The sequence below is a fragment of the Pseudoxanthomonas sp. CCNWLY206-1 genome (assembly GCF_039710385.1).
Lineage (GTDB): Bacteria > Pseudomonadota > Gammaproteobacteria > Xanthomonadales > Xanthomonadaceae > Pseudoxanthomonas_A.
The window spans coordinates 301,774-322,896 of sequence record NZ_JBDKXI010000007.1 but is presented as its reverse complement, the minus strand read 5'-3'; the positions used below and the strand labels follow the sequence as shown (position 1 = coordinate 322,896).

Sequence of the window (21,123 nt, the reverse complement as noted above, 5' to 3'; positions counted from 1 at the left end):
CTGGGCACCGATACGGTGTCTGGCCTGCAGCTGGCCAAGGCCTATTACCACGAGCCGATGGCCGGCTACTCCATTCCGGCGGCCGAGCACAGCACCATCACCAGTTGGGGCCGCGAGAACGAAGTGCAGGCCTATCGCAATATGCTGAAACAGTTTGCCAGGCCCGGCTCGATCGTCGCGGTGGTGTCAGACAGCTACGACATCTACCACGCCATCCGCGAGCACTGGGGCAAGACGCTGAAGCAGGAAGTCATCGACTCCGGCGCCACCGTCGTGATCCGCCCGGACTCGGGCGATCCGGTGGCGGTGGTGCACCAGTGCCTGGAACTGCTGGACGAAGCCTTCGGCCATACCGTCAATGGCAACGGCTACAAGGTGCTCAACCACGTCCGCGTAATCCAGGGCGAACCCGATCAGCATCCGCGCCATCCTCGAACGCATCACCAGCGCCGGCTACGCCACCGATAACGTGGCCTTCGGCATGGGTGGCGCGCTGCTGCAGCGCCTGGATCGCGACACACAGAAATTCGCGCTCAAATGCTCAGCGGCCCGCGTCGATGGCAAATGGATCGATGTCTACAAGGACCCGGTCACTGACAAGGACAAGCAAAGCAAACGTGGTCGCATGACGTTACAGCAGCATCGCGAGTACGGAAGCTTCCGTACCGTCCCGATTTCAGCCGAAGCCGAATCACTGGCGGAAGCCGAAAAGCCTGCGGGTTTTGATGATGCAATGGTGATCATCTGGGAGGACGGCAAGATCGCCCATGACTGGACCTTTGCCGAGATCCGCGCCCGCGCCAACGCCGCTCGGCTTTGATTGGCTACTCAGTCATCGGAAGCAAGGAGATGCGTGGCCAGAAAGCTGATCTGATCTTTTGCAATCCGCGAGCGAATGGGTTCCTTGTAGAAATCGAAATGCGTGAAGGAATAACGGCGCAGTTCACCTAGCGGCGCTTTTTCGGCGATCTTGCTGCCGAGCCGCGGCGGTGTCTGTTGATCTCGTTCCGCAAGGCAAACAAGGATCGGCATACCGAGCCTGCGCGCTTTCCGGCCGGGCCGATACCAAAGCAACATGTCTAGCAGTACGCGCGGAGCGACCTGATTACGCCATGTCTTGTTTTCCATCGAGTGGATGATCTCTTCGGCTTCATCGAACGCCATGACGGCGAGTTCGCCTCGCCGCCCGACCACGGGTATATAAAAGGGCTCGCGTCCTCTCTTTCCGTTCCACCAGTCTTTGAGAATGGCGCGCATCAGCCGCCAGGTCTCCCGGCGGGTGCGTCCTTCCACCTTATTGGGGAAGCCGTTGAACGGTACCTGCGCGATCACAGCGGCCAGCGTTCGGTCTTGAGCCGCGACCTCGACAACGTGGCCACCGCTCAGCGAGCTTCCCCAGATCGCCACTCTGGTGGGATCGACCCCTGGAAGTACGCGAGCGTGCGCGATTGCGGCGTGCCAATCCTCGAGTTGCATCGGAATGGAAATAACCTGCCGCGGCGCGCCGTCGCTTTCGCCGAAATTACGGTAGTCGAACGTCAGGACGACAAAGCCGGCCCGGGAAAAGTCTTCAGCTGTCCTTGCAAGCGAGCCCTCCTGCGTCCCTCCAAAGCCATGCGCCATGACAACGGCGGGGCGGGACGCGAAGGAGCCTTCGACTTGGTACACATAACCGACGCATACGTCTCCGCCAGATAAGAACAGCGTGCGCTCTGTCTTCATGGTGCTATGCGTTCCGTGGGTTCGCCATGACCATCGGCTTGGGAAGAAAACACGAAGCGCCGGCCGTACAATCAGCTGCCTGTACGTTGCTCGTCGAGGGCCAAGCACATCCGTGAAGCGGCGGGGCGCGGTCAAATCGCAGTAAAACTTTATCAAGGATGCATCATGCCGGACAAACCGCGCCATGTAGCTGCCGTGTCGCTCCCACCGGAGTCCCGCGTCACCACGCTGTATGCGACGGTCAATCTCGCGGACGCCTATTCGATAGAGCTTCCAAGCGGGACATCGGCTGATCCTGAAGTGCTGGCGAGATTCATTTTTTCGGTGCTCCCGCCGTGGATGAATGGGCTTATGAAGATACGAGATACCGTGGTGGCGGGTTTCGGTCTTAAGACCTCCAGGCAACTCAAGGCAGTTGACGAAAAGAACAAGGAGAATCGCGTCGGTATATTCAAGATATATGGCAAGGAGAAGGCGGAGCTGATTCTTGGCGAAGACGACAAGCACCTCGATTTCAGGCTTTCCGTTCTTTATTCGGATGCCGCGGCGCCCTCAAGCAAGCAACGTCTGACCTTGTCGACCGTCGTGCACTGCCATAACCGTTTGGGCCGCTTGTACATCTTCATCGTTGCGCCGTTTCATCGCCTTCTCGTCCAATCCAGCATGCGCCACGCCGCACGCAGGGGTTGGCCAAAGGCTAGGTAGGACGAGCCTACGCTCGTCGCTGTGTATCGGTCAGCGAGGTAAACCCCAGCGTTGGAAAATCAGGTACGGGTCATTGTCTTGCCCGCATGCCGTGCCGCATCAGGCCGCGCCGTCCGTCGGTTGCCTATGGGGGGATTCGTGCCCTGCGAACTCGATAACGCTCAGTAAATACATGCATGTACCTATCTGAAGCGAAACGGCAGAACGCCTAAGCCGAAATTGCGTAATGCAATTACCTGCAGGTGTCTTTTTGCCGCTTGCGAAGTGAACCGATGAGCGGTGTGAGTCATCGAACGCATCGGCGTATGGTGAGCGACTTCGCCGTCATCCTCGTTCAGGCGGAACACTACATTCACCATATGGCGATGTGCTGTGTTTTTAGCGAAGAAAATTCACGGATCAGTCGTGTTTGCCGCGGTTCGGTTATTTCCCGAGCATCCGAGGAGGTGATGCTGGTGCTGGTCGTGCGGCTCATATTCCGTGCATCGCTTGAGCGTTGGTGCTTGCGATAAAACGGATACCCCAGGGAAAGCATACTCAAGGAGAAGTGCCATGCGTGGACTCGTTCGTAAATATCTGGTTTTTGGCTTCGTGATGCTGTTGTTTGGAACGACTGGGATGCGTACTGCGGAAGCTGTCCAGTTTCAGGGTTGCGCCAGCGCGAACTATATTCATTTCCCACAAGGTTTGTACTTCATACCATCAGGTCAAAACATCGAGCTTGGTTCGATCTATTCGCTCTGTACTCCAGTGGGAATGAGCGCCACCCCCATCAAGTTCGTCTGGACAGGGACCACCACGGCGTCCTCATGCCTATCGGTGCTGAACTCAGTGACGCCAGGAACAGGGATTATGAACTGGAGCGACAATACCACCAGCAACATCACTTTGGAGTCGGTGGTCACCATAGGTGCCGTCGGTATAACGCCGGCAGTAGCAACATTCCGGGTGAACAGCGGGCATGGAACTGGCGGTTCCTTTACTGTCGCGGCGGCGTTCCTGCCATCGACTAACAATGTAGCGAACTGTTTACTGGGAAATCCCATCTACTATGTCTCGGGATTTAGTGAAGCTGCCTTTATCGACCTGAACCTGTAATGGCGAAAGGGTGCCTCCTTTCAACGGGCGCTTTTTGCAGCGCCCGTTGAATCGAAAGAGCGATTGAAAGGGTGATGTGCAGGCGAGTACAACTACCAGCTATGTCGGAATCCCGCCTGGACGGTCCAATGCTGTTTCGTTTCCGCCCCGGCGGTTCCAGCCGCTTCCAGGAACAAGCCGGTACGCCCATTGCCGAGAACCATATCGCCGCCTACCAGCAGCTCGCCCTGAGTGCCTTCGCGGTCTAGAGACTCCGGGACGATGCTGCCTCCGTCCCTGGATGCGGTGATGTCCACGTTGTCGCCCAGGTAATGCAGTGCCGATGCCCGCGCGTAGACATTACCGTTGAGTCGCTGCCCTTGCAGCACCTTGCCGAAGGTAACGCCCGCCCGCGCGAATGAAGTATCGAGCTTGTCCTGATCAATGTGCACGCCATTGCTGGTGGAGTGCCTGCTGGCGCTGATCGCACTGGCGGACAGAGCGAGTTGGGGTTCGATGTAATAGGCGTTGGCAAGCTTGAATGTGCGGCCCCCTTCGACATAAAGCTGGCCCGCTTGAGTCCGATATTCGCCGGCGATGGCGCGCCCTTCGGAGTCGCTAGCCCTGTATCGGTTCTTCAGTGATGAAGCGTTGGTACCGAGCAACACATACGTACCGTTGTCCGCACTCCACTGGCCGTACAATCCCAGCGTGGTTCCCGTCAGGTCGCCCCGGCCCTGCGCGTAGTCGGCCGTCGAGCGGATCTTTCCTGCGGTGAAGCCGAGCGAACCTGACGCGGAATCCAGCACGAAGCTGCGGTCCGCACCGAAAGTCACGCTGCTGTAGTCCTGGCGATAGCGGCGGGAATACGCGGTTCTTGCGGTGAGTTCGCCGGTGGTGGCTTTCGCCCAGACGTTGGACTGATCCGCGTCTGCTTCGCGCATCTGGTTGCGCAGGTGTTGCAACGAAGTTTGCCCGCTGATCTTCCACAGATTCAAGACGCTATCCGCAGCGTCCGCTGCTGTCAGTACGGTTTGCGATGGCAGGATGCCTGCGCCTGTGTCCGTGCCTGTTTCATTGCCGGTGCCCGTTCCGGTGCCGGGATTAGTACCAGGATCGGTGCCCGTTCCAGTGCCAGGATTGGTGCCAGGGTCGGTGCCGGTCCCGGTGCCAGGATTAGTCCCTGGATCAGTCCCCGTGCCGCCCGTGCTGCCGGTTCCCACAATATTGATGCCGGTCAGCACGATCTTCTTTCGGTCAGCAGTCAATGCCACCTGCGGCACGTAAGTGAATTGCACCAGTGCGTTTTCGTAGGTTCCACTCCATTGACCATTCACGCCCGCCGCTGCCGAGAATGTGGCGGTGCCGCCCGCGGCCGCGCTGGCGTCGACGATGTCGATTGGCGAGGTAGCAGCGATCGATTTTCCGTCGCGGATCGCCGCGGCGTTGACCCACGACGTGTCATCCAGCACGGGGTCGTAGACGACCTCAACGCTCTGAGTACCTATGGCGGAGAAGTTCTTGATCCCGGTGCCAAATACGATCTGGTCGGCAGTGGCGGTACCCGACTTGCCGGTGATGTCGCTGAGCAGCTTGAACTTCGCGCCGTCGGCAAGCGCCACAGTCGCGCCGGTGCTGCTATTGCTGCTATCGATCATCAAGCGGCGATAGGCATGCGCCGGTACGGCGCCGGGCACGAAACTGCCCCAGTAGCCCGCCATGTCGATCGCACCGTTGCCGCCGAGCGTCAGCGAACCCGACCCAAAATCGTTACTCAGCGTGCCGGTGCCCTGTGGCACCCACGCCGCGCCATTGGAAAACGCCAGGTCGGCTTTGCCGACGGTATAGCCGGCATCGGTCTGATGGCCACCGACCAGGCCGCGCAGCCGCGAATCCGACGTGTCGAAATTGACATCGACCGAGCCGATGTTGCCGTTGACGGTTTCGGTCGCCGTCGCGATGTCGCCATCGAGCTGCACGCGCTGGCCGCCTGCCTGGTTGACGGTGACGCTGGCGTCCTGGATGTCGATCGGCACGCTCCAGATCGAATACGCAGCGCCGGTGCCGCCGGCGGTGGTCGACACGGTCAGGCCGCCGGCGACGTTGACAGTGCCGAAGTTGCGGATGCCGTGCACGTCGACATCAGCACAATTCGGGTGGTCGGGCGGGTTGCAAACGTTGGCGACGGTGAACGACACCGGCGCGGTGGCCGAGGTGAAGTCGATGAGGCCGCTGTTGACGATGCCGTAGGTTTCCGTCTCTGAGGCGACGTCGACATTGACGGCGCCGTTGAACGTCATCACCGCGCCGGGCGAGCGGTCGTTTTTGAGTCCGGAAGGATTGCCGAACGGTGTGTAGCCGTTTTCCGGCCCTTCGCTGCGTACACGCACGTCGACATCGCCATTCCACGTCATCCGCGACCGCCAATGCCAGCTGGCGATCCCGTGCGTGGAGCGCGGGCCCTTCACGTCGACCGTGGTGTCGCCGGTGACCTCCATGGTCCCCTGGTTGCGCACGCCGAACGCGGTCGAGCCCATCGCGACCGTGGTCAGCGACAGGTCGCCGTTCACTGTCATCCGGCTGCCGACGCCGTCGTTGTAGATCGCATGGGCGTTGTCGCTGGGCCAGATCGACAGCGCCGAGATGGTGGTGTCGCCGTTGAAGGTGATGCGGCCATCGAAGCTGTAGACCGCGTCGAGCGTGCCGCGGCTCTCGGCCAGGATCGTGGTCGGGCCGTTGAAGATGATGGTGCTGGTTCTGTCGGCCCAGACCGCACGCGCAAAGCCCTGCGTACGGGCGTGGATGTCGGTGGCGCCGTTGAAGACCGTGGTGCTGCGGCCGCGTCCGAGCACCCCTTGCGCGCTGCTACCCCGGACCATGCCGAAATCCAGGTCGTCGGCGTTGGTGGAGATCCTGGTATTGCCGTTGACGGTGACCGTATTGCCGTCGTTGAGGATGCCGACCGCACTGCCCACGGTGCTGCTCTCGCCGCGGATCGCCGACAGCTCCAGCCAGCCATCGCCGGCCACGTCGAGCACCACCGGCGGGTTGCCGCTGGTGATCGACATTGCCCGCACGTCGCCGTCGGCGCCTTCCAGCGCGACGCTGTCGCCGTCAGCGAAGCGGTAATGCAGCGTGCTGTCCTGTTCGACGATGTCGTAGCCGGGATTGTAATTGCCCGTGCCGCCGGCCCTGTCGTTATCCGCAACGCCGGTGATCGTGTCCTTGTAATCGGTGGCCTGTACCGCGGCGGGTCGTGCTACCACCCCGGCCACCAACGCTGTGACGATGGAGAAGGAAAGCGTCTTGAGGCGTCGCTGGGCGAGGGCGCGCTCGGCCTCCTCGCGCGCGTGATCGATGATCGACTGCTGCCACAGCGGCGGTAGCTGCGAAATATCTTCGTTGCCGCCCAAGGCGGAGCGCGAGAAAGGCATGGGTTTCCTTGATTTGTTCAAAAACGAGCGTGAGCACGCGATCCACGCGCGATCCATCGAAGCGGGAGCACTCCCCGGAATGCTCAAGCGCACTTCCCCTCATCCTGGCCTGCGCCGGATGGCGAGCAAAAACCTGGGCGAGCGGTCCTGCAGACCGCAACAGATGTCCTAGCCTGGCCTGGACCACAGTAGCGACGCATGCATCCTAGGCGCAGAACACATGCAGAGCGGCTGGAATATGCTCATTGTTCGAACGACGGCACACTTTGGTGAGCACCGGGTCATCAGAAAACGGAGAACACTCGTAGCTCGGAAGGATAGGAAATCATGTGGGAGCGCCGTCTCGACGCGAGCTCTTCGCTTTCATCGCAATCTGATGGAAGAGCTCGCGGCGGGACGCCGCTCCTACGCCAGCAAGCGATTCAGCGAGCCTGTAGCCCGGGTAAGGCCGTAGGCCGCACCCGGGTTCGCGGCGTCAATGACAGAGCCCCGGATGGCGCTTCGCTTATCCGGGCTACCTTCGCGCGATTCAAAAAGGTGACCCGCCGCCATGTAGGAACGCAAAAGAATCATGTAGGAGCGCCGTCTCGGCGCGAGCTCTTCACTTCCGTCGCAATCTGATGGAAAGAGCTCGCGGCGGGACGCCGCTCCTACGCCAGCAAGCGATTCAGCGAGCCTGTAGCCCGGGTAAGGCCGCAGGCCGCACCCGGGTTGGCGGTGTCAATGACAGAGCCCCGGATGGCGCTTCGCTTATCCGGGCTACCTTCGCGGGACAAAGAACGCGATCAACGGCCATGTAGGAACGCGTAAAGAATCATGTAGGAGCGCCGTCTCGGCGCGAGCTCTTCGCTTCCGTCGCAATCTGATGGAAGAGCTCGCGGCGGGACGCCGCTCCTACGCCAGCAAGGCGATTCAGTCGATGAACTGCGGTGAATGCGGCAGCGCTTTCACCGAATCGACGGAGTGCTGGATCACAAGCTTCGCGGGGCGATTGCGCAGGATGAGTTCGATCCGTTCCATGGATGCCAACGTGTCGGCCCGGCTCACATTGAAGACGGGCATCCGCCGTTGACGCCGATTTTCTTCGCTGTGGTACAGGTCGCCCGAGAGCAGCACGGCGCCGTGCCGTGGCAGCTGCACCAGCAGGACCTGATGCCCAGGCGTGTGTCCGGGTGCGGCCAGGATGCGGACCGACCCGTCGCCGAACACATCATGATCCCCTTCTATCAGCACCGTCTTATCTGCAGGGCGGGTGGCGATCAATGCGGCGTTCGTACGCGGCGGAGCGGGTTTGGAATCGATCCAGGCCAGCTCCTTCGCGCTCACCACCCAGGTGGCGTTTCCCAGTTTGTCGGCATTGCCCAAGTGATCGGCATGGCCGTGGGAGAACGCGAAGTAGTCGATATCGGCGAACCCAAGCCCCAGCTCGCGTAGTTGACTCTCGACTGTATTGGGCACGACGGCACGGTAGTTGGGCAACGCCACACCACCGGAATCCGCAGCGTACTTGTCGCCGAGCCCTGCTTCCCAGAGCATGTCGCCTTTCGGGTGCCGGATGAGGAAGCACGGAGTCATCAGCGTTCCGGGATGCCCGTCATAGTCGCCCGTATCCGAAAACGGCCCGAGATCCTTGAACTCGGCCCGACCGCAATCCATAACGTAGAGGCGGAGCGGGGGACTTGGTGACGGAGCTGCGACTGCAACATCGAAGCTTAAAGCGAGAGCGGCTATCAATCTGATCAGTAAGCGCATGGATAACTCGAAGTCGTTGATTAGGAATAGGGTTCGCGCACAGGCAGTAAGCCTTGCGCAAGCGAGTGGAGTCGGGAGCGGCACATGTCCGTTCCCCGGTGGGCGAAACGGTAGAAACGAAAGACGTGCATGACAACGGCGCCAGCGCGTAACACTTATGAGTAAAACGTATGAATAACGGACTGCTCGAACACATCGAGGCATTCGTCGCCATCGCCGAATCCGGCAGTGTCACGGCCGCGTCCATTGCAATGGGTACGACGCAGGCCACACTCAGTCGGCAGCTTGCGGCGCTTGAAAATCATCTGGGCTGCCGGCTGCTTCATCGGTCCACGCGTGCGATCAGTCTCACGCAAGAGGGTGAAACCTATCTGCAGCACGCATTGCGCATGCTTGAACTCAAGCGCGAGGCGGAATCCGCACTGCAGGAGCGTGGAAGGCTACACGGTCGGTTGCGGGTCGCGTGCTCGAATGGCTTTGGACGCAAGCTATTGATTCCGGCGCTTCGTGATTGGCAGAAGGAACATCCGCAGCTTTCAATGGAACTGGTGCTATCCGATCAACTATCGCAGCTGATCGAAGATCGCGTGGACGTCGCGTTTCGCATGGCGTCGCTGAAGGATTCCAATCTCGTCGCCAGGCCCATCGGGGTTTCGCGACGCATCGTGGTAGCTTCGCCCGACTACATCCGGCGGCATGGTCGAATCAAAACGCCAGAAGATTTACCGGGACACCAGTGCCTCATATTCACCGGCACCGAGCGCCCGGGCGTGTGGGACTTCAAGGGACCTAATGGCAAAGTAAGTATGCGAGTGCGGGGCAGCTTGGCGCTATCGACGGTCGATGCACTTCAGGATGCCGTGCTTGCGGGGTTGGGTGTGGCGGTGATGCCGGCATGGTTCTGGACGCGGGAGGTGCTTGATGGCCAAGTCGTTCAGTTGTTGCCGGATTATCGGTTGGCGGATCACACGATCCATGCGGTTACTACGGTTCGACAGAATGCGGCCAGTAAGGTGCGGTTGTTCGTGGATTTCGTTGAGGGGAGGTTGAAGGGGTTTCTGGGATGAAAGTCGTTGCGGGGTAGCGCTAGGTTTTTTTCACCCTTCGCTCTTGTGGTTCTTGGTTATTGGCGCTGGCGCGGACGGTTCACCGGGGTTGATGATCTACGCGCTTGCAGCGGGCGTCACTGTTCTTTGCTCGTGCAAAGAAAAGAACGCCCGCGGCAGCGCGCAGATCATCCGTTCCAATGAATTATCCGCGCCAGCGCTAAGAGAACGGCACAAAATCAAAAACAGTTACGGAAGCCGCCGCTCACCCGCCAGTCGCTTCGCCACCAACTGCGCGGCCTGTGCCGCTTTCTCATCGCCAAGCGCCTGATGCAGGCGTGCTTGTACCCACGCGGCGCGCATGTCCTGGTCGGTCCAGAAACCGATACGGCCGCCGATCACGGTGGCTTGCTCAAGCTGTCCCGAGGCGATCAATGCCGGCGCGTAGGAATAGCCCACGGCTACCAGCCATTCCGGCACGCCCAGGTGTTCGGCGCTGCTCATCGCGTCGGCGTAGTGCCGCAATGCCGGCTCACGCCGGCCTTCGTTCCAGTCTTGCTCGGCTTCCATCAACTCCACGCCGGTGCGCTGCCAATGGTCCGGCGTGGCGCCGACCCAGGCGCGCAGGAGCTCGACTTCGCGCCGTGCCGCCTTTGTGTGGCCAGCGTCGCGCAGGCCACGGATCAGCACTATCCAGTTGCCAAGATATTCGCGGCGATCGCCATCCTCCAACACCGGCGTCGCCGCTATTCTGGCGAGCCGTACTGCTTCGCCCGAGTGTCCGCGTAGCAGTGCGATCCGGGCAAGCAACGCGTGCGCCTCGGCATGCAAGGCCGCTTCTTCCGTCGAATCGGCTTCCGCAAGGATGAACTCGGCCATGGCGGCGGCTTCCTGCAGACGACCGTTTTGCGCCAGCACCCACGCGCGGCAGATGGCGCGCCCCCAATCGCGTGCGAACTGCGGCGACCAGAAGCGGTCGGTCGTTGCCAATGCCTGCTCGAATTCGAGCAGATGCTCCTGGACTTCAGCGGTCGCGATCAAGGTTATGGCGAGATCGGTTTCCGCACCGACCGCCTCAAAACGATCGGCGGAACGTTGCAGCAACGCCAGTGCAGTTCCGGGCTGGCCGCGTCGACCGGCGACCACGCCCAGGCGCTGGTCGGTGCGGGCGATCTCGCGGATGTCGCCGCTGCGGACGAAAGCCAGGCGCGCTTGGCTCAGATCCGCTACCGCCTCATCCAGGCGCGATACGGTCAGCCGTACCCAGCCACGCAACGAGTAGACATTGCCGAGCACGCCGGGCGCATTCTGGCCGCGCAACAGGCCCAGCGCTTCAGTCAACACGCTGTCGGCCTGGTCGTATTCGGCGCGGTTGGCATGCAGCCAGCCCACTGATGTCAGCACGCGGGCGCGGAGCACCGGGTTCTTTTCGGCCGGAAGCTGCTTCAGCAGCGCCGCCAGACGTTGCTCGCACGCTTCGCGTTCGCCGCGATCGCAATCGACCTTGGCGGCAACCAGCGCCACTTCCGGTTGCTCCCGCCATTGTGGTGGCGCCCGCTGCAGCAATTCCACCGCCAGCGGCAAGTGGCCCGCCAATCGCGCCGCTGTAAGCTGCTGCAGCAGTTTCTCCGGATCCGCAGGTGAACGGTGATCATCCACCGGCGGCGAATGTCCGAGCGCGATCAACAGATCATCCGTGGCCTCGCGTGCTGCGACCAGCACATCGCGGGCTTCGGCATCGACATGCAAAACGCTGCCCTTCTCCGGATACGCCGTCAGGCGTACTCGCCAGATGCCATTTTCGTGTTCGACCTGCGGCTGCACGCGTAGCGAGATACCGAGCCGGGGATCGGGCGCGGCACCGGGAGAGCCCTGTTTCTGCTTCGACAACGCCAGCGCTGTTTCACTGGGCAACGTGGGGAGCGCACCGAGCCGTAGCCGGTTCGCCACCAGGTCCATCAGCCCCAGGCGCAACCAGGCCCAACCTTCGGACGCGTCGACTTCAGCCACCATCACCCATGCGGTGTACGGCTCCGCAGGCGCCAGCGCGGCCGCGGGCGGAGCTGGCGCGGGAACTGGGCGTGGCCGGGTAGCTAATAAGGCAGTAACGGACACAACCACCAGCAGTGCCGCCATCAGCCAGCGCCAGCGAGGATGCAGCGATGACAGTGACGCCCTGGGCTCGCGAACTCGCGCGTCACTTGGTTGCGCGTCGGTCGGTGCAACGTCCTGCACCGCTGCTTTGGCGGGCACTGTATCGGCGGCTTCCGTTATTTCCTCGACGTTGGCGATCCAGCGAAAACCAAGGCGCGGAACGGTGCGGATACTGTGCTGATCGTTGCCGTTGTCGCCAAGCACCTGGCGCAAGCGCACGATGGTGTGCGCAAGCGTGGATTCGCTGACATCGGTGCGACCCCACACGGCGGAGATGAGTTCGTCGCGGCCGACGGGGCGATCGCGGTGCTCTATCAGATAAGCGAGGCAATCGAAGGCGACCATGGCCAATGCCACCGGTTGGCCGTCCTGAAGCAACTCGCGCGCGCGCGTATCCAGTTCGAATTCGCCGAACCGATAGCATCTCTTCTTGATCAACATCGACGCCTTGTATTTTCCCCGGAGACACACCACGCGCAGGAGCAACCGCCTGCGCACACGGTGGTGCCGGCTGGAGCGTTATAGCATCCATGCGCCAGCTCCAAGTGTAAGCAGGGAAGCCGAACAAAACAGGGACGGATGCATCTAAACAGCTTGTAGATCCAGGGACCTGGGATGCCGTGGTGAGGCGCTACATGACGCACGCGATTGGTGCGTTCGCGTTGGGAAACCCTAGGGTATTGGCTTGCGCCGCGCGCGGGTCGTCGATGTAATCGCTTTCAGCGTCGGCTGCTTCGCGCTGGCGACCATGACGTCCCAAGCGGCCATGGCGTAATCGACGATACGTTGCAGGCGTGCCCGCGTTGCACCGGCGTGCGCCTGCAGCGACAGGCCTTGCAGCACGGTCTCGCAATAAGCCGCCAGTGACGAGACATCGGTGCCCGCCGGAAGTTCGCCGTCGCTCACCGCGCGCTTCATCCGGCGCCGCAATGCTTCGAATACCGAACGCTGGCAGTTGGCTAATTGCTTCCGCACCGATTCGTGTTCCGGCGCGCAGCTGGCAGCTGACAGCACGACCAGGCAGCCGCGCGGCGTGTCAGCGCGGCAATAGGCGTCGGCGTTGTCGCGCAGCATGGTCTCCACCGCGGCGCGGGCAGTGGGTTGTTCCCGCAAGGCGCGTGCGGTGGCGTTCTCTTCGCGCTCGTAGAGCTCAACCGCTTCGCGGAACAACGCTTCCTTGTCGCCGAACGTCGCATACAGGCTGGGCTTGTTTATACCCATTGCTTCTGTCAACGCGCCGAGCGAAGCGCCTTCATAGCCGCGCTGCCAGAACACCAGCATTGCAGCGTGCAGGGCCGCTTCCCGGTCGAAACCGCGGGGACGACCTCGCACGTTCATGGAACGGTCCTTTTCATACCGGGTGGAACATAAATCACTTGACGCTGGAGATCAATCGATCATTATTAAATACCAACCGGTACATAAAGGAACATGACATGGCAGGACTGAACGGGAAAGTTGCGCTGGTGACTGGCGGCAGTCGCGGCATTGGAGCGGCGATTGCCAAACGGCTGGCGCGAGACGGAGCCGATGTCGCATTGACCTTTGCCAGCGCCGCGAGCGACGCCCGAGCCGTTGCCGCGGCTATCGAACAGTCCGGACGCAAGGCGCTGGCCATCGCCGCCGACAGCGCCGACCCACAAGCCGTCAGCGATGCCGTCGAGCGGACGGTGGCCGAACTCGGTCGTATCGACATCCTGGTCAACAATGCCGGCGTCTTTCCGTATGGACCGCTGGACGAGGTCACCCTGGAAACCTTCGACCGCACCATGGCGATCCACGTGCGTGCGTCATTCATCGCGGCGCAGGTGGCGGCGCGGCATATGCACGGCGGTGGTCGCATCATCAACATCGGCAGCTGCCTGGGTGAACGCGTCGGTGGTCCGAACATGACGGTGTACGCCGCCAGCAAGGCCGCGTTGATCGGGCTCAGCAAGGGACTGGCGCAAGACCTGGGCCCGCGTGGTATCACCGCGAACGTAATCCAGCCCGGGCCGGTGGATACCGACATGAATCCCGCCAACGGACCGGACGCTGAAGCCCTGCGGCAGGGATTGGCGTTGCGGCGCTATGGCCACGTAGACGACATCGCCGCCATGGTGGCAATGCTGGCAGGCGAGGGCGGCCGCTTCGTAACCGGTGCGTCGATCGCGGTCGATGGCGGCTTTAGTGCCTGACGAAAGCAGAGGCGATAGCGAATAGCCGCTTTGTGCTTACCGTAGAGCGGAGCTTGCTCCGCTGTTCTTGCTCCACGTACGGAGACTGAAAAAGCAGCGGAGCAAGCTCCGCTCTACGAGTACCGTACCGGCCAAGGGCTGCGTTGCGCGCTACAATCCACCGATGCAATACCAACTCATCATCAAGTTCTGGCGCAAATCCCTTACTGACGAAGGCTTCCTCAAGACGCTCGAGGTCGAGCTGAAGCAGGCGCTGGGCGATGCTGTCGAGCTGGAAGGCTATGACATCAGTCCAAAAGAGATCAATTTCTTCATGATGACAGCCGAGCCGAAGGATACCTTTCGGCGCGTGCGGAGCGTCCTGGAAAACCTTGGCCTCGTGCACGGCGTGTCGGCGGCTTACCGGTTGGTGGGTGGCGCGCGTTTCACTTCACTATGGCCGCTACGCTCCACGCGTAAATTCACGCTTCCATAGGGTAGGCCACGGCCCCGCTTTCTCGCGATGGAACAGTCAGTGCGCGTCTTTTATCAGGCGGCGCCGGTCGTAGCCAGAACGCCCCCAAGAGCGGAGGTATACGCCCCCGCTCTCGGGTGACGAAGCAGCCGTTCGTTCTACAGATCGTAACGGGCGACCGCGAAGTTCAACCCGGGTAAGCCGTTGGGCTTGGTGACGGTCGCTCCGCCGCCGACAACAAGCTTGCCATTGGCGTCAATCGCAGCGCTGTTCGCGGAGTCTCCGCCTGCACCGAACGGCGTGGTGACAATGCCGTCGGCACTGAAGGTGGTGTCCAGAGTGCCGTTGGCGGCATAGCGGACGATGGTCCAGTCCCCGGTGGTGGGATCCAGCGGGAAGGGTGTGGCTTCAAAACTCTGGCCAGTGAGGACGATCTTGCCATCGGACTGAATGTTGATGGAGCGGGCTCCGTCCACCAGAACCGAAAGATTGGTAGTCACGATGCCGCCACTGCCGAAGGTAGTGTCCAGGCTGCCGTTGGTAGTAAGACGGATGGTGCCGAACTCGCCGTCGCCGATGGTGCCAAACGGGTTAGTCGCATTTGCGATGCCGGTGAGCAGGAGCCTGCCGGAGCTGTCCAGCGCGAGCGAGAAAGCGAGATCGTTGAGTAGGGTCAGGCTTACGACGGAAAACCCGTCGGAATCGAACGTCGTGTCCGGGATTCCGGCAGTGGTGAAGCGGGCCGCGAGGTAGGCATCCTGGCTAAGGGGAAGGGCAGTGATGACGAACCCCGCCGCGTTGATGCGGCCGGAAGCATCCAGCTTGACATCAAAAAAATGCGAACCGGCGAGGAGGGCCGGTATCACCCAGCCCGTCCCACTCCCACCGAAGGTGGTGTCCAAGGTGCCGTTGGTGTTGAAGCGGGCGACCATGGCATTCTGTCCGGCAGCGCCAACAGCAACGATTTTTCCATCCGACTGAACAGTGACGCCGCGGAAACCGTTGCCGAGTCCGGCGGACACGTTGAGCAGGACTTTGCCGCCAGTACCGAACGTAGCGTCCAAGGTGCCGTCGGAATTGAAGCGGGCGAGCGCGCCGGAGGCTGTCTGTTCATTGGGGCCGGCCATGCCGGCCACGACGAGTTTTCCATCCGTCTGGATGGTGATGGCGCGGGCAAGGTTGATCTGCGGAGCAGGAAAGAAAGAGATCAAGACCTTACCGCCGGTGCCGAAAGTCGCGTCCAGCGTTCCGTTAGCGTTGTAGCGGGCGAGGGCGACCTTCGGATTGCCGCCAATGCCGGGTTGATTGATTCCGTCGCGTCCGGTTACGACGATCTTCCCATCCGGCTGGATCAGCGTGGCGCTGCCGGTGGCCGGCATGGAGAGTAAGACGGTGCTGCTGAAGTCGGTGGTTGTGATGCCGTTGGTGCCAAACGTTGCGTCCAGATCGCCGCTGGCTGCAGAAGCGGGTGGAATCGCGACGGCGGTCAGGGCCAGGGCGAAGGTGACGATGGTCGCTGCCATGCGCCGCAAACGGTGGTGGATGCACTTCACGGTGTTTCTCCTTGTGTAGATATGGACGGTCCGTGCAGGAGGTGTGTTTGCCTACTCCGGATCCGCTACAGCGGGTCGCACAACTGAACTGTTGCCCGGCGATGTCGGCGCGGACTACATCCAGGCTCTTCTTAAGGACCTTCGCCTGTTCTTAGAAGCGTCCGACTGCCGTAGCGCCTTCGGCAGGCGTAAGGCGATTGTTCGGATCTGGCTGCCAGGTTTTTACCTGTGTCGCATTGCTTTCGCTGCGGATCAGGCATTTCCACTCCACGGCTTGCCCAGGCGGCAGAGCAATGTGTCCTTTCCATGTGGGATAAGCGCTGTTGTCGGTCAGGCGAACGGCTTTGGCCGGGTCCCAATTGCCCAGCTCGGCGCTACTGCCGGCGACGTAGACGCTATCGCCTGGCTGCGTGTTGCCGTTGTCGCATTGAAACAGCACATTGACGAGCCCCGTTGCCCCGCCGGAGTGCCAAATTCGTATTTGACCGCTCTCGGCGTTCATGGCAGAAACGAAACTTCCCGCCGCTACCTGTCCTGGATTGGATAGGTTTGAATTCAGCGCCAAGACAAGTTGCCGCTGCGTACCGTTGATGGTGGCAACCAGGCCGGAATAGTTCGTATGAAACTTGATCTCTGAATCGGCCCGCACGCCGGCGCCGCGGCGGATCTGGATGAGTTGCCGGATGTAGTCGCCCAGTCCCCAGTCGTACATGTGCGGCCAATACACCGCCGGTGTGCCCGGACTGGACAGGATGTAGGCGTACGCCTGCTTGCGTAGTGGGTCCGGCAATGCCCAATGATGCTGACCATCATGCGGGCCAGGCGAATAGCCGGTGTCGTGGTTGTCGACGAAAGTGACGGCCACTTCGCGCCAGCGTGGATCGGGATTGCCATTGAGGCCATGCCTCCATTCCGCAATGGTGCCGTTCTGCATGCGCTCCTTCAGGGCGAAATCGAACACGGTGCATTTGGCCTCATCCGACCAACCCTTCAGAATTTCCTGCCAGCTCTGGTTGCGTCGTGGATCACCTTGCGGAAACTCACTGGGCCCTTTCCATAGTTCACCCACGCACAGGCCGCCATCGTCAGCCGCGACCATCCAGTCGTGGACGTGCCTACCTGCATAACCGCGGATAAAGTCGAAGCGAAAACCACCGCCGCCGTATTGGTTACGCAGGGCGATCAGTTCTTGCTGGAACATCGAGATGTTCTGCGCGTTGCCAAGATTGAGATCGGCATCACCGCTCATGAAAGGGTCGCCATCGTCGCACTCGGAGGGACCGTTACCCGGATCCGGACAATCCTTTCGCCAGCGCTGCTGACCTTGCGGTATATCGAGCTCCTTATCGACGATGGCGCGGTTGTTGTGATTAGGCACGATGTCGTAGATCGGCTTGACCTTGGCCTGGTTCAACGCGGCGGCCGCGGCCTTCAACTGCGCATCACTGCCGTAGCGGCTGTTCTTGTTGAAGTCGTGCCAGAAGTAGCCTTCGCCGCCACCCGAGATGCCGGTGGCCGCATCGTTCCAACTGGAGGAGTCGCGCCAGGGAGGCGGCATCCACACCGCCGTGAAACCATCGGCTGCAATCGTTGGCGCTTTGTCCTTGAGTACTCCGTACCAACCCGCTGGCACGGTGCGGATCACGTTCCAGTGGAAACCCTGAAGGACGATTTCGTCGCCGCCGTGATAGCGGACGCCATTCGGGCTCTTGCCGGCAGTGTCGGCGCCTCGGGCATTTCCCATGCATCCCAAGATCACCAGAAGCAAGTATCCCGTCCTGCTCGCATGACGTGCCATGGTCCTATTCCTTAAGGACGGAGACTTCTCTCCTTGAGCGCGCTGGAATAGCGCGGCAGCTGTTAATGGTGCGTGATCGATGCCCCGGAGTTCTAATCGTCGCCGGATAATGGGAATTACGGACACGCGATAGGCGAGTACATCAGGCGCGGCAGGAAAAAGAAGTGCGCTGATGCCGCTCGCGACAGATGCGATTCGCTGCGCTCATCGCATCCTACGAGAGCGGATCCTTCCAGATGGCGATGGTGCGCGCTGCCGTCCCACGGTGCGCGCACTGGAAGCTTGTTCTGCGGCCTGTGTCGCTCAACGCGAACCAGATACGGACGCCTGCAAGGCAGTCGCCAATGCGGCGTCGCCGGAGGTTAGATCCTTCCAGCTCAATTCGACGCCCTTGCGTTTGCCTTTCTCGGTCAGCTTGAGACCGTCAGGATCGATCATCAGGGTGTAGTGGGTATCCCCAACGACGACTTCGCGGCGCAACGGTTTATCCAGCGGGGTCATGACGGCAACGCGCCAGACGGCGCTTCAGTGAAAGTGAACGACATGGTGGGCTCCTTCCAAGATAGGAGCCTGCGACTCTACGCAGTGAGCGCGAAACGCCGGTGAAAAGCCGGAAATCGAGCGTCGGAAATGGAGAATCGGGATAGCGGTGACCGAGGCATGCCTTACCTAGAGTTGCTGAATCACCGCCAGGATGTTGCCTTCGCTGTCCTTGAACCAGGCGGCCTTGGCGCCACCCGCCGTCACGATGTCGCTATCCGCGGTCGCTCCCGGCATGTCGTAATGCTCAAGGGTTACACCACGTTCCTTCAGATCGGCGACTTCACGCTCGATGTCCTCGACTTGCCAGAACGCTTGGCTCGCTCTTGATGTGCCCGCGTTCGGCGTGGGGTACAGGAAACCGGCGGTGCCAACGCCGAAGTGGTAGGTCACGCCACCGGCCTGCTCCTCGCCCGGCGTGAATCCCAGCGTGTCCTCATAAAACCGGCGCGCCCTGGCGACGTCGCTCGCGGGCAGATAAGCGTATAGGGGATGGTTCTGCAACATGGCGGACTCCTGTCGTCGGCATGAACATGAACGGGTGGCGCTCCCACCCGGCGCGACTCAGCGGACGCTTACGTTGTACTCCACTCATAGGAAATCTTTCGTCATAAATTCGAAATATGATCAGTGCAAAGTCGCTGGGTTCGGCCGAGGGTTGACGCCTGCCGGCCCAGCCACCTGGCACGGCCAATTGAAGAGGCAAGCATGAGAAAGAAGAGCGCCGCCGGTTTGCTGTTTGGGCTTTGGCTCGCGTCATTCGTGGCTGTGGCGCAATCGCCCTATACGTCCATCGAGCAGCGCTTGAGCGAAGAACAGCTGCGTGAAGTCGGGCTGACGCCCGCGCAGCTGGATCTGCTGAATAGAATGCTGCGCGAGGCTGAAGAGAAGCAGGCCCCTCGTCCGGCGGTGGGAAGCGGATCCAGTGCCTCCGTTACGTCAGAAGGCGACCGGCAGACGCAGAAGATGTTCATCGGCCTGGATGACCAACCGATCAAAAGCCGGGTGCGCGGCCCGGTGAGCGGGTGGGAGCCTGGTACCGTCTTCGCACTGGATAACGGCCAGCAATGGAAGGTGCTGAAGGGCAACATGAAACTTCCCAAGACGCTGGACGCACCTGAGATCGTGGTCGTGCCAGGCATTGCCGGCCGCTGGTTCCTGCAGGTGGATGAAGACATGCCAAAGGCGCGCGTCTACCGCATCGATTGACGGCGAGCGAACCGCTTTCTGCCAGCACGGCCAGCAACGTCATGAAGTTGCAACCATTCCTGCCTAGCGTCGGCGGTTCCCCCGCATGAGGATGTCGACGATGATTCGTACCGCTTTGGCCGCCGCACTGTCTCTGGTCGCCGTCACATCCGCATGCGCCGCCGATTGGACGTTGATCGACACGCTGGAGATGCCGGCCACGACCCCTGATGCCGTGCGGATGCCGAAAGGCGCTGCTGCCTCGGCCAATCTGAATCGCTTCGGTTTCTATTCCGACCTGGTCTACGACGCAAAGACCGGCTATTGGTATGCGTTGTCGGACCGTGGTCCTGGCGGCGGCCTGATCGACTACGCCACACGGGTACAGCGGCTGCGTATTCCCCTGGACACCGCCACCGGTCAGATCGGCGAACCCGTCGTCGACAAGACCATCTTGTTCCGGGGCGAAGACGGCGCGGTGTTCAACGGTCTGAACCCGCAACTGCTCAACGGCGATGCCGCGGTCCTAGGGATGAGCTTCGATCCCGAAGGCGTGGCGATCGGAAAGGGTGGCCATTTCTATGTGGCCGACGAATACGGCCCGAGCATCTTCGAATTCACTTCCAGCGGCCATTTCATTCGCGCGTTCTCCACGCCGGCCAATCTGGTTTCCCGTACGGGCGCTGGCACGCCGGACTATGTCAGTGGCCGTCCCGCCATCGTCAACGGTCGCCAGGATAACCGCGGCTTCGAAGGGCTGACGCTCAATGCGTCGGGCAACAAATTGTATGCGGTGATGCAGGACCCGCTGGTCAATGAAGGCAGCAATACCGATGGTCGCCGCAGCCGGCATTTGCGCGTGGTGGAGTTCGACCTCGCCAGCGGAGCGCCTACGGCGCAGTATGCGTATCGATTGGAGTCGATCGCTTCGCTCAATGCCATCGATCCATCCACCGCCGACGATTTTTCGGCCACGAATCAAGGCCGCAGCATCGGCCTGAGCGCGATCCACGCACTGAGCGATACCGAGTTCCTGGTGCTGGAACGCGACAATCGCGGGCTGGGTGTGGAAGTTACCGCGGCGCCTCTGCACAAGCGCGTCTACCGTATTTCGATTGCCGGAGCGACCGATATTTCCGCAGTGTCTTTGGCCGGAAGCAACGATCTGCCGACAGGCGTCGTACCGGTGAGCAAGGTGGAGGAAGTGGACGTGCTTGCCATGCTGCGCGCCGCTGGCGCCCGCGATATTCCCGAGAAGCTGGAAGGCCTGGCGATCGGACCGCGCCTGGCCGACGGCCGGCACCTTGTGCTGATCGGCAGCGACAACGACTACAGCGTGACCCAGACCGGCGCAGGCGAGCAGTTCGAAGTCTGCGTCAACCGCGACAGCGGCGAACGCGTCGCCAATGTGCCGTTGGACGGCGAATGCCCCGCCGGCATGGCGCGCATTCCCGGCACGCTGATCGCGTTCGCGGTCGATTTCCGCTGAGTAATCGGACCGTAGGGCGGATTTCAACCCGCCC

16 protein-coding genes and 1 pseudogene are annotated in these 21,123 nt (G+C 61.4%); 8 read left to right on the top strand and 9 right to left on the bottom strand.

Annotated features, from left to right (window positions below):
• Positions 1–820: pseudogene (locus tag AADW18_RS16845) on the top strand (nicotinate phosphoribosyltransferase); the annotation flags it as partial.
• 8 nt (positions 821–828) lie between these two features.
• On the opposite strand, the gene AADW18_RS16840 reads toward AADW18_RS16845, so the two are convergent.
• The gene (locus AADW18_RS16840; RefSeq protein WP_337344546.1) at positions 829–1,722 is read right to left on the bottom strand and encodes an alpha/beta fold hydrolase; all 894 of its coding nucleotides are present in this window, start codon (positions 1,720–1,722) and stop codon (positions 829–831) included.
• A gap of 165 nt (positions 1,723–1,887) precedes the next feature.
• On the opposite strand from AADW18_RS16840, the gene AADW18_RS16835 reads away from it, so the two are divergent.
• The gene (locus tag AADW18_RS16835) at positions 1,888–2,427 is read left to right on the top strand and encodes a DUF2867 domain-containing protein (protein ID WP_337344545.1); all 540 of its coding nucleotides are present in this window, start codon (positions 1,888–1,890) and stop codon (positions 2,425–2,427) included.
• A gap of 552 nt (positions 2,428–2,979) precedes the next feature.
• Entirely contained in the window at positions 2,980–3,525 is a 546-nt protein-coding gene (locus AADW18_RS16830; RefSeq protein ID WP_337344544.1) for a hypothetical protein, read from the top strand.
• A 92-nt stretch (positions 3,526–3,617) separates the two neighbouring features.
• Here AADW18_RS16830 and AADW18_RS16825 read toward each other — a convergent pair whose 3' ends face one another.
• Entirely contained in the window at positions 3,618–6,938 is a 3,321-nt protein-coding gene (locus AADW18_RS16825) for an autotransporter outer membrane beta-barrel domain-containing protein (protein ID WP_337344543.1), read from the bottom strand.
• Between the two features lie 912 nt (positions 6,939–7,850).
• The gene (locus tag AADW18_RS16820) at positions 7,851–8,690 is read right to left on the bottom strand and encodes an N-acyl homoserine lactonase family protein (protein ID WP_337344542.1); all 840 of its coding nucleotides are present in this window, start codon (positions 8,688–8,690) and stop codon (positions 7,851–7,853) included.
• Positions 8,691–8,860: 170 nt separating this feature from the next.
• Between AADW18_RS16820 and AADW18_RS16815 the strand changes: the two genes are divergently transcribed.
• Positions 8,861–9,757, top strand: coding sequence for a LysR family transcriptional regulator (locus AADW18_RS16815; protein ID WP_337344541.1), 897 nt, complete (start codon positions 8,861–8,863; stop codon positions 9,755–9,757).
• A gap of 228 nt (positions 9,758–9,985) precedes the next feature.
• Here AADW18_RS16815 and AADW18_RS16810 read toward each other — a convergent pair whose 3' ends face one another.
• Positions 9,986–12,328 (bottom strand): transcriptional regulator, encoded by a 2,343-nt coding sequence (locus AADW18_RS16810; RefSeq protein ID WP_337344540.1) that lies wholly within the window; start codon positions 12,326–12,328, stop codon positions 9,986–9,988.
• Positions 12,329–12,562: 234 nt separating this feature from the next.
• On the bottom strand, positions 12,563–13,228 hold the full coding sequence (locus AADW18_RS16805; RefSeq protein ID WP_337344539.1) for a TetR/AcrR family transcriptional regulator: 666 nt from the start codon (positions 13,226–13,228) through the stop codon (positions 12,563–12,565).
• 98 nt (positions 13,229–13,326) lie between these two features.
• On the opposite strand from AADW18_RS16805, the gene AADW18_RS16800 reads away from it, so the two are divergent.
• Positions 13,327–14,067 carry a 3-oxoacyl-ACP reductase family protein gene (locus AADW18_RS16800; RefSeq protein WP_337344538.1) on the top strand — a complete coding sequence of 247 codons (741 nt, stop codon included), beginning with the start codon at positions 13,327–13,329 and terminating at the stop codon, positions 14,065–14,067.
• A gap of 163 nt (positions 14,068–14,230) precedes the next feature.
• On the top strand, positions 14,231–14,542 hold the full coding sequence (locus AADW18_RS16795; RefSeq protein ID WP_337344537.1) for a hypothetical protein: 312 nt from the start codon (positions 14,231–14,233) through the stop codon (positions 14,540–14,542).
• A 137-nt stretch (positions 14,543–14,679) separates the two neighbouring features.
• On the opposite strand, the gene AADW18_RS16790 is transcribed toward AADW18_RS16795, so the two are convergent.
• From AADW18_RS16790 to AADW18_RS16775, 4 genes are all read right to left on the bottom strand, one after another.
• On the bottom strand, positions 14,680–16,074 hold the full coding sequence (locus tag AADW18_RS16790) for a hypothetical protein (protein ID WP_337344536.1): 1,395 nt from the start codon (positions 16,072–16,074) through the stop codon (positions 14,680–14,682).
• A 151-nt stretch (positions 16,075–16,225) separates the two neighbouring features.
• Positions 16,226–17,818 carry a glucan 1,4-alpha-maltotetraohydrolase domain-containing protein gene (locus AADW18_RS16785; protein ID WP_337344535.1) on the bottom strand — a complete coding sequence of 531 codons (1,593 nt, stop codon included), beginning with the start codon at positions 17,816–17,818 and terminating at the stop codon, positions 16,226–16,228.
• A gap of 357 nt (positions 17,819–18,175) precedes the next feature.
• The gene (locus AADW18_RS16780; RefSeq protein WP_337344534.1) at positions 18,176–18,373 is read right to left on the bottom strand and encodes a hypothetical protein; all 198 of its coding nucleotides are present in this window, start codon (positions 18,371–18,373) and stop codon (positions 18,176–18,178) included.
• A gap of 168 nt (positions 18,374–18,541) precedes the next feature.
• Positions 18,542–18,919, bottom strand: coding sequence for a VOC family protein (locus tag AADW18_RS16775; protein ID WP_337344533.1), 378 nt, complete (start codon positions 18,917–18,919; stop codon positions 18,542–18,544).
• Positions 18,920–19,120: 201 nt separating this feature from the next.
• On the opposite strand from AADW18_RS16775, the gene AADW18_RS16770 reads away from it, so the two are divergent.
• Together AADW18_RS16770 and AADW18_RS16765 are read left to right on the top strand one after the other, a co-directional pair.
• A complete protein-coding gene (locus AADW18_RS16770; RefSeq protein WP_337344532.1) occupies positions 19,121–19,621 on the top strand; it encodes a hypothetical protein in 501 nt (166 codons plus the stop codon).
• Between the two features lie 100 nt (positions 19,622–19,721).
• Positions 19,722–21,089 carry an esterase-like activity of phytase family protein gene (locus AADW18_RS16765; protein WP_337344531.1) on the top strand — a complete coding sequence of 456 codons (1,368 nt, stop codon included), beginning with the start codon at positions 19,722–19,724 and terminating at the stop codon, positions 21,087–21,089.
• Positions 21,090–21,123: the final 34 nt, after the last annotated feature.

Excerpts from the sequence above, each read along its gene's own strand:
- AADW18_RS16840 (WP_337344546.1), bottom strand. The coding sequence starts at position 1,722 with ATGAAGACAGAGCGCACGCTGTTCTTATCTGGCGGAGACGTATGCGTC.
- AADW18_RS16835 (WP_337344545.1), top strand. The coding sequence starts at position 1,888 with ATGCCGGACAAACCGCGCCATGTAGCTGCCGTGTCGCTCCCACCGGAG.
- AADW18_RS16830 (WP_337344544.1), top strand. The coding sequence starts at position 2,980 with ATGCGTGGACTCGTTCGTAAATATCTGGTTTTTGGCTTCGTGATGCTG.
- AADW18_RS16825 (WP_337344543.1), bottom strand. The coding sequence starts at position 6,938 with ATGCCTTTCTCGCGCTCCGCCTTGGGCGGCAACGAAGATATTTCGCAG.
- AADW18_RS16820 (WP_337344542.1), bottom strand. The coding sequence starts at position 8,690 with ATGCGCTTACTGATCAGATTGATAGCCGCTCTCGCTTTAAGCTTCGAT.
- AADW18_RS16815 (WP_337344541.1), top strand. The coding sequence starts at position 8,861 with ATGAATAACGGACTGCTCGAACACATCGAGGCATTCGTCGCCATCGCC.
- AADW18_RS16805 (WP_337344539.1), bottom strand. The coding sequence starts at position 13,228 with ATGAACGTGCGAGGTCGTCCCCGCGGTTTCGACCGGGAAGCGGCCCTG.
- AADW18_RS16800 (WP_337344538.1), top strand. The coding sequence starts at position 13,327 with ATGGCAGGACTGAACGGGAAAGTTGCGCTGGTGACTGGCGGCAGTCGC.
- AADW18_RS16795 (WP_337344537.1), top strand. The coding sequence starts at position 14,231 with ATGCAATACCAACTCATCATCAAGTTCTGGCGCAAATCCCTTACTGAC.
- AADW18_RS16785 (WP_337344535.1), bottom strand. The coding sequence starts at position 17,818 with ATGGGAAATGCCCGAGGCGCCGACACTGCCGGCAAGAGCCCGAATGGC.
- AADW18_RS16780 (WP_337344534.1), bottom strand. The coding sequence starts at position 18,373 with ATGACCCCGCTGGATAAACCGTTGCGCCGCGAAGTCGTCGTTGGGGAT.
- AADW18_RS16775 (WP_337344533.1), bottom strand. The coding sequence starts at position 18,919 with ATGTTGCAGAACCATCCCCTATACGCTTATCTGCCCGCGAGCGACGTC.
- AADW18_RS16770 (WP_337344532.1), top strand. The coding sequence starts at position 19,121 with ATGAGAAAGAAGAGCGCCGCCGGTTTGCTGTTTGGGCTTTGGCTCGCG.
- AADW18_RS16765 (WP_337344531.1), top strand. The coding sequence starts at position 19,722 with ATGATTCGTACCGCTTTGGCCGCCGCACTGTCTCTGGTCGCCGTCACA.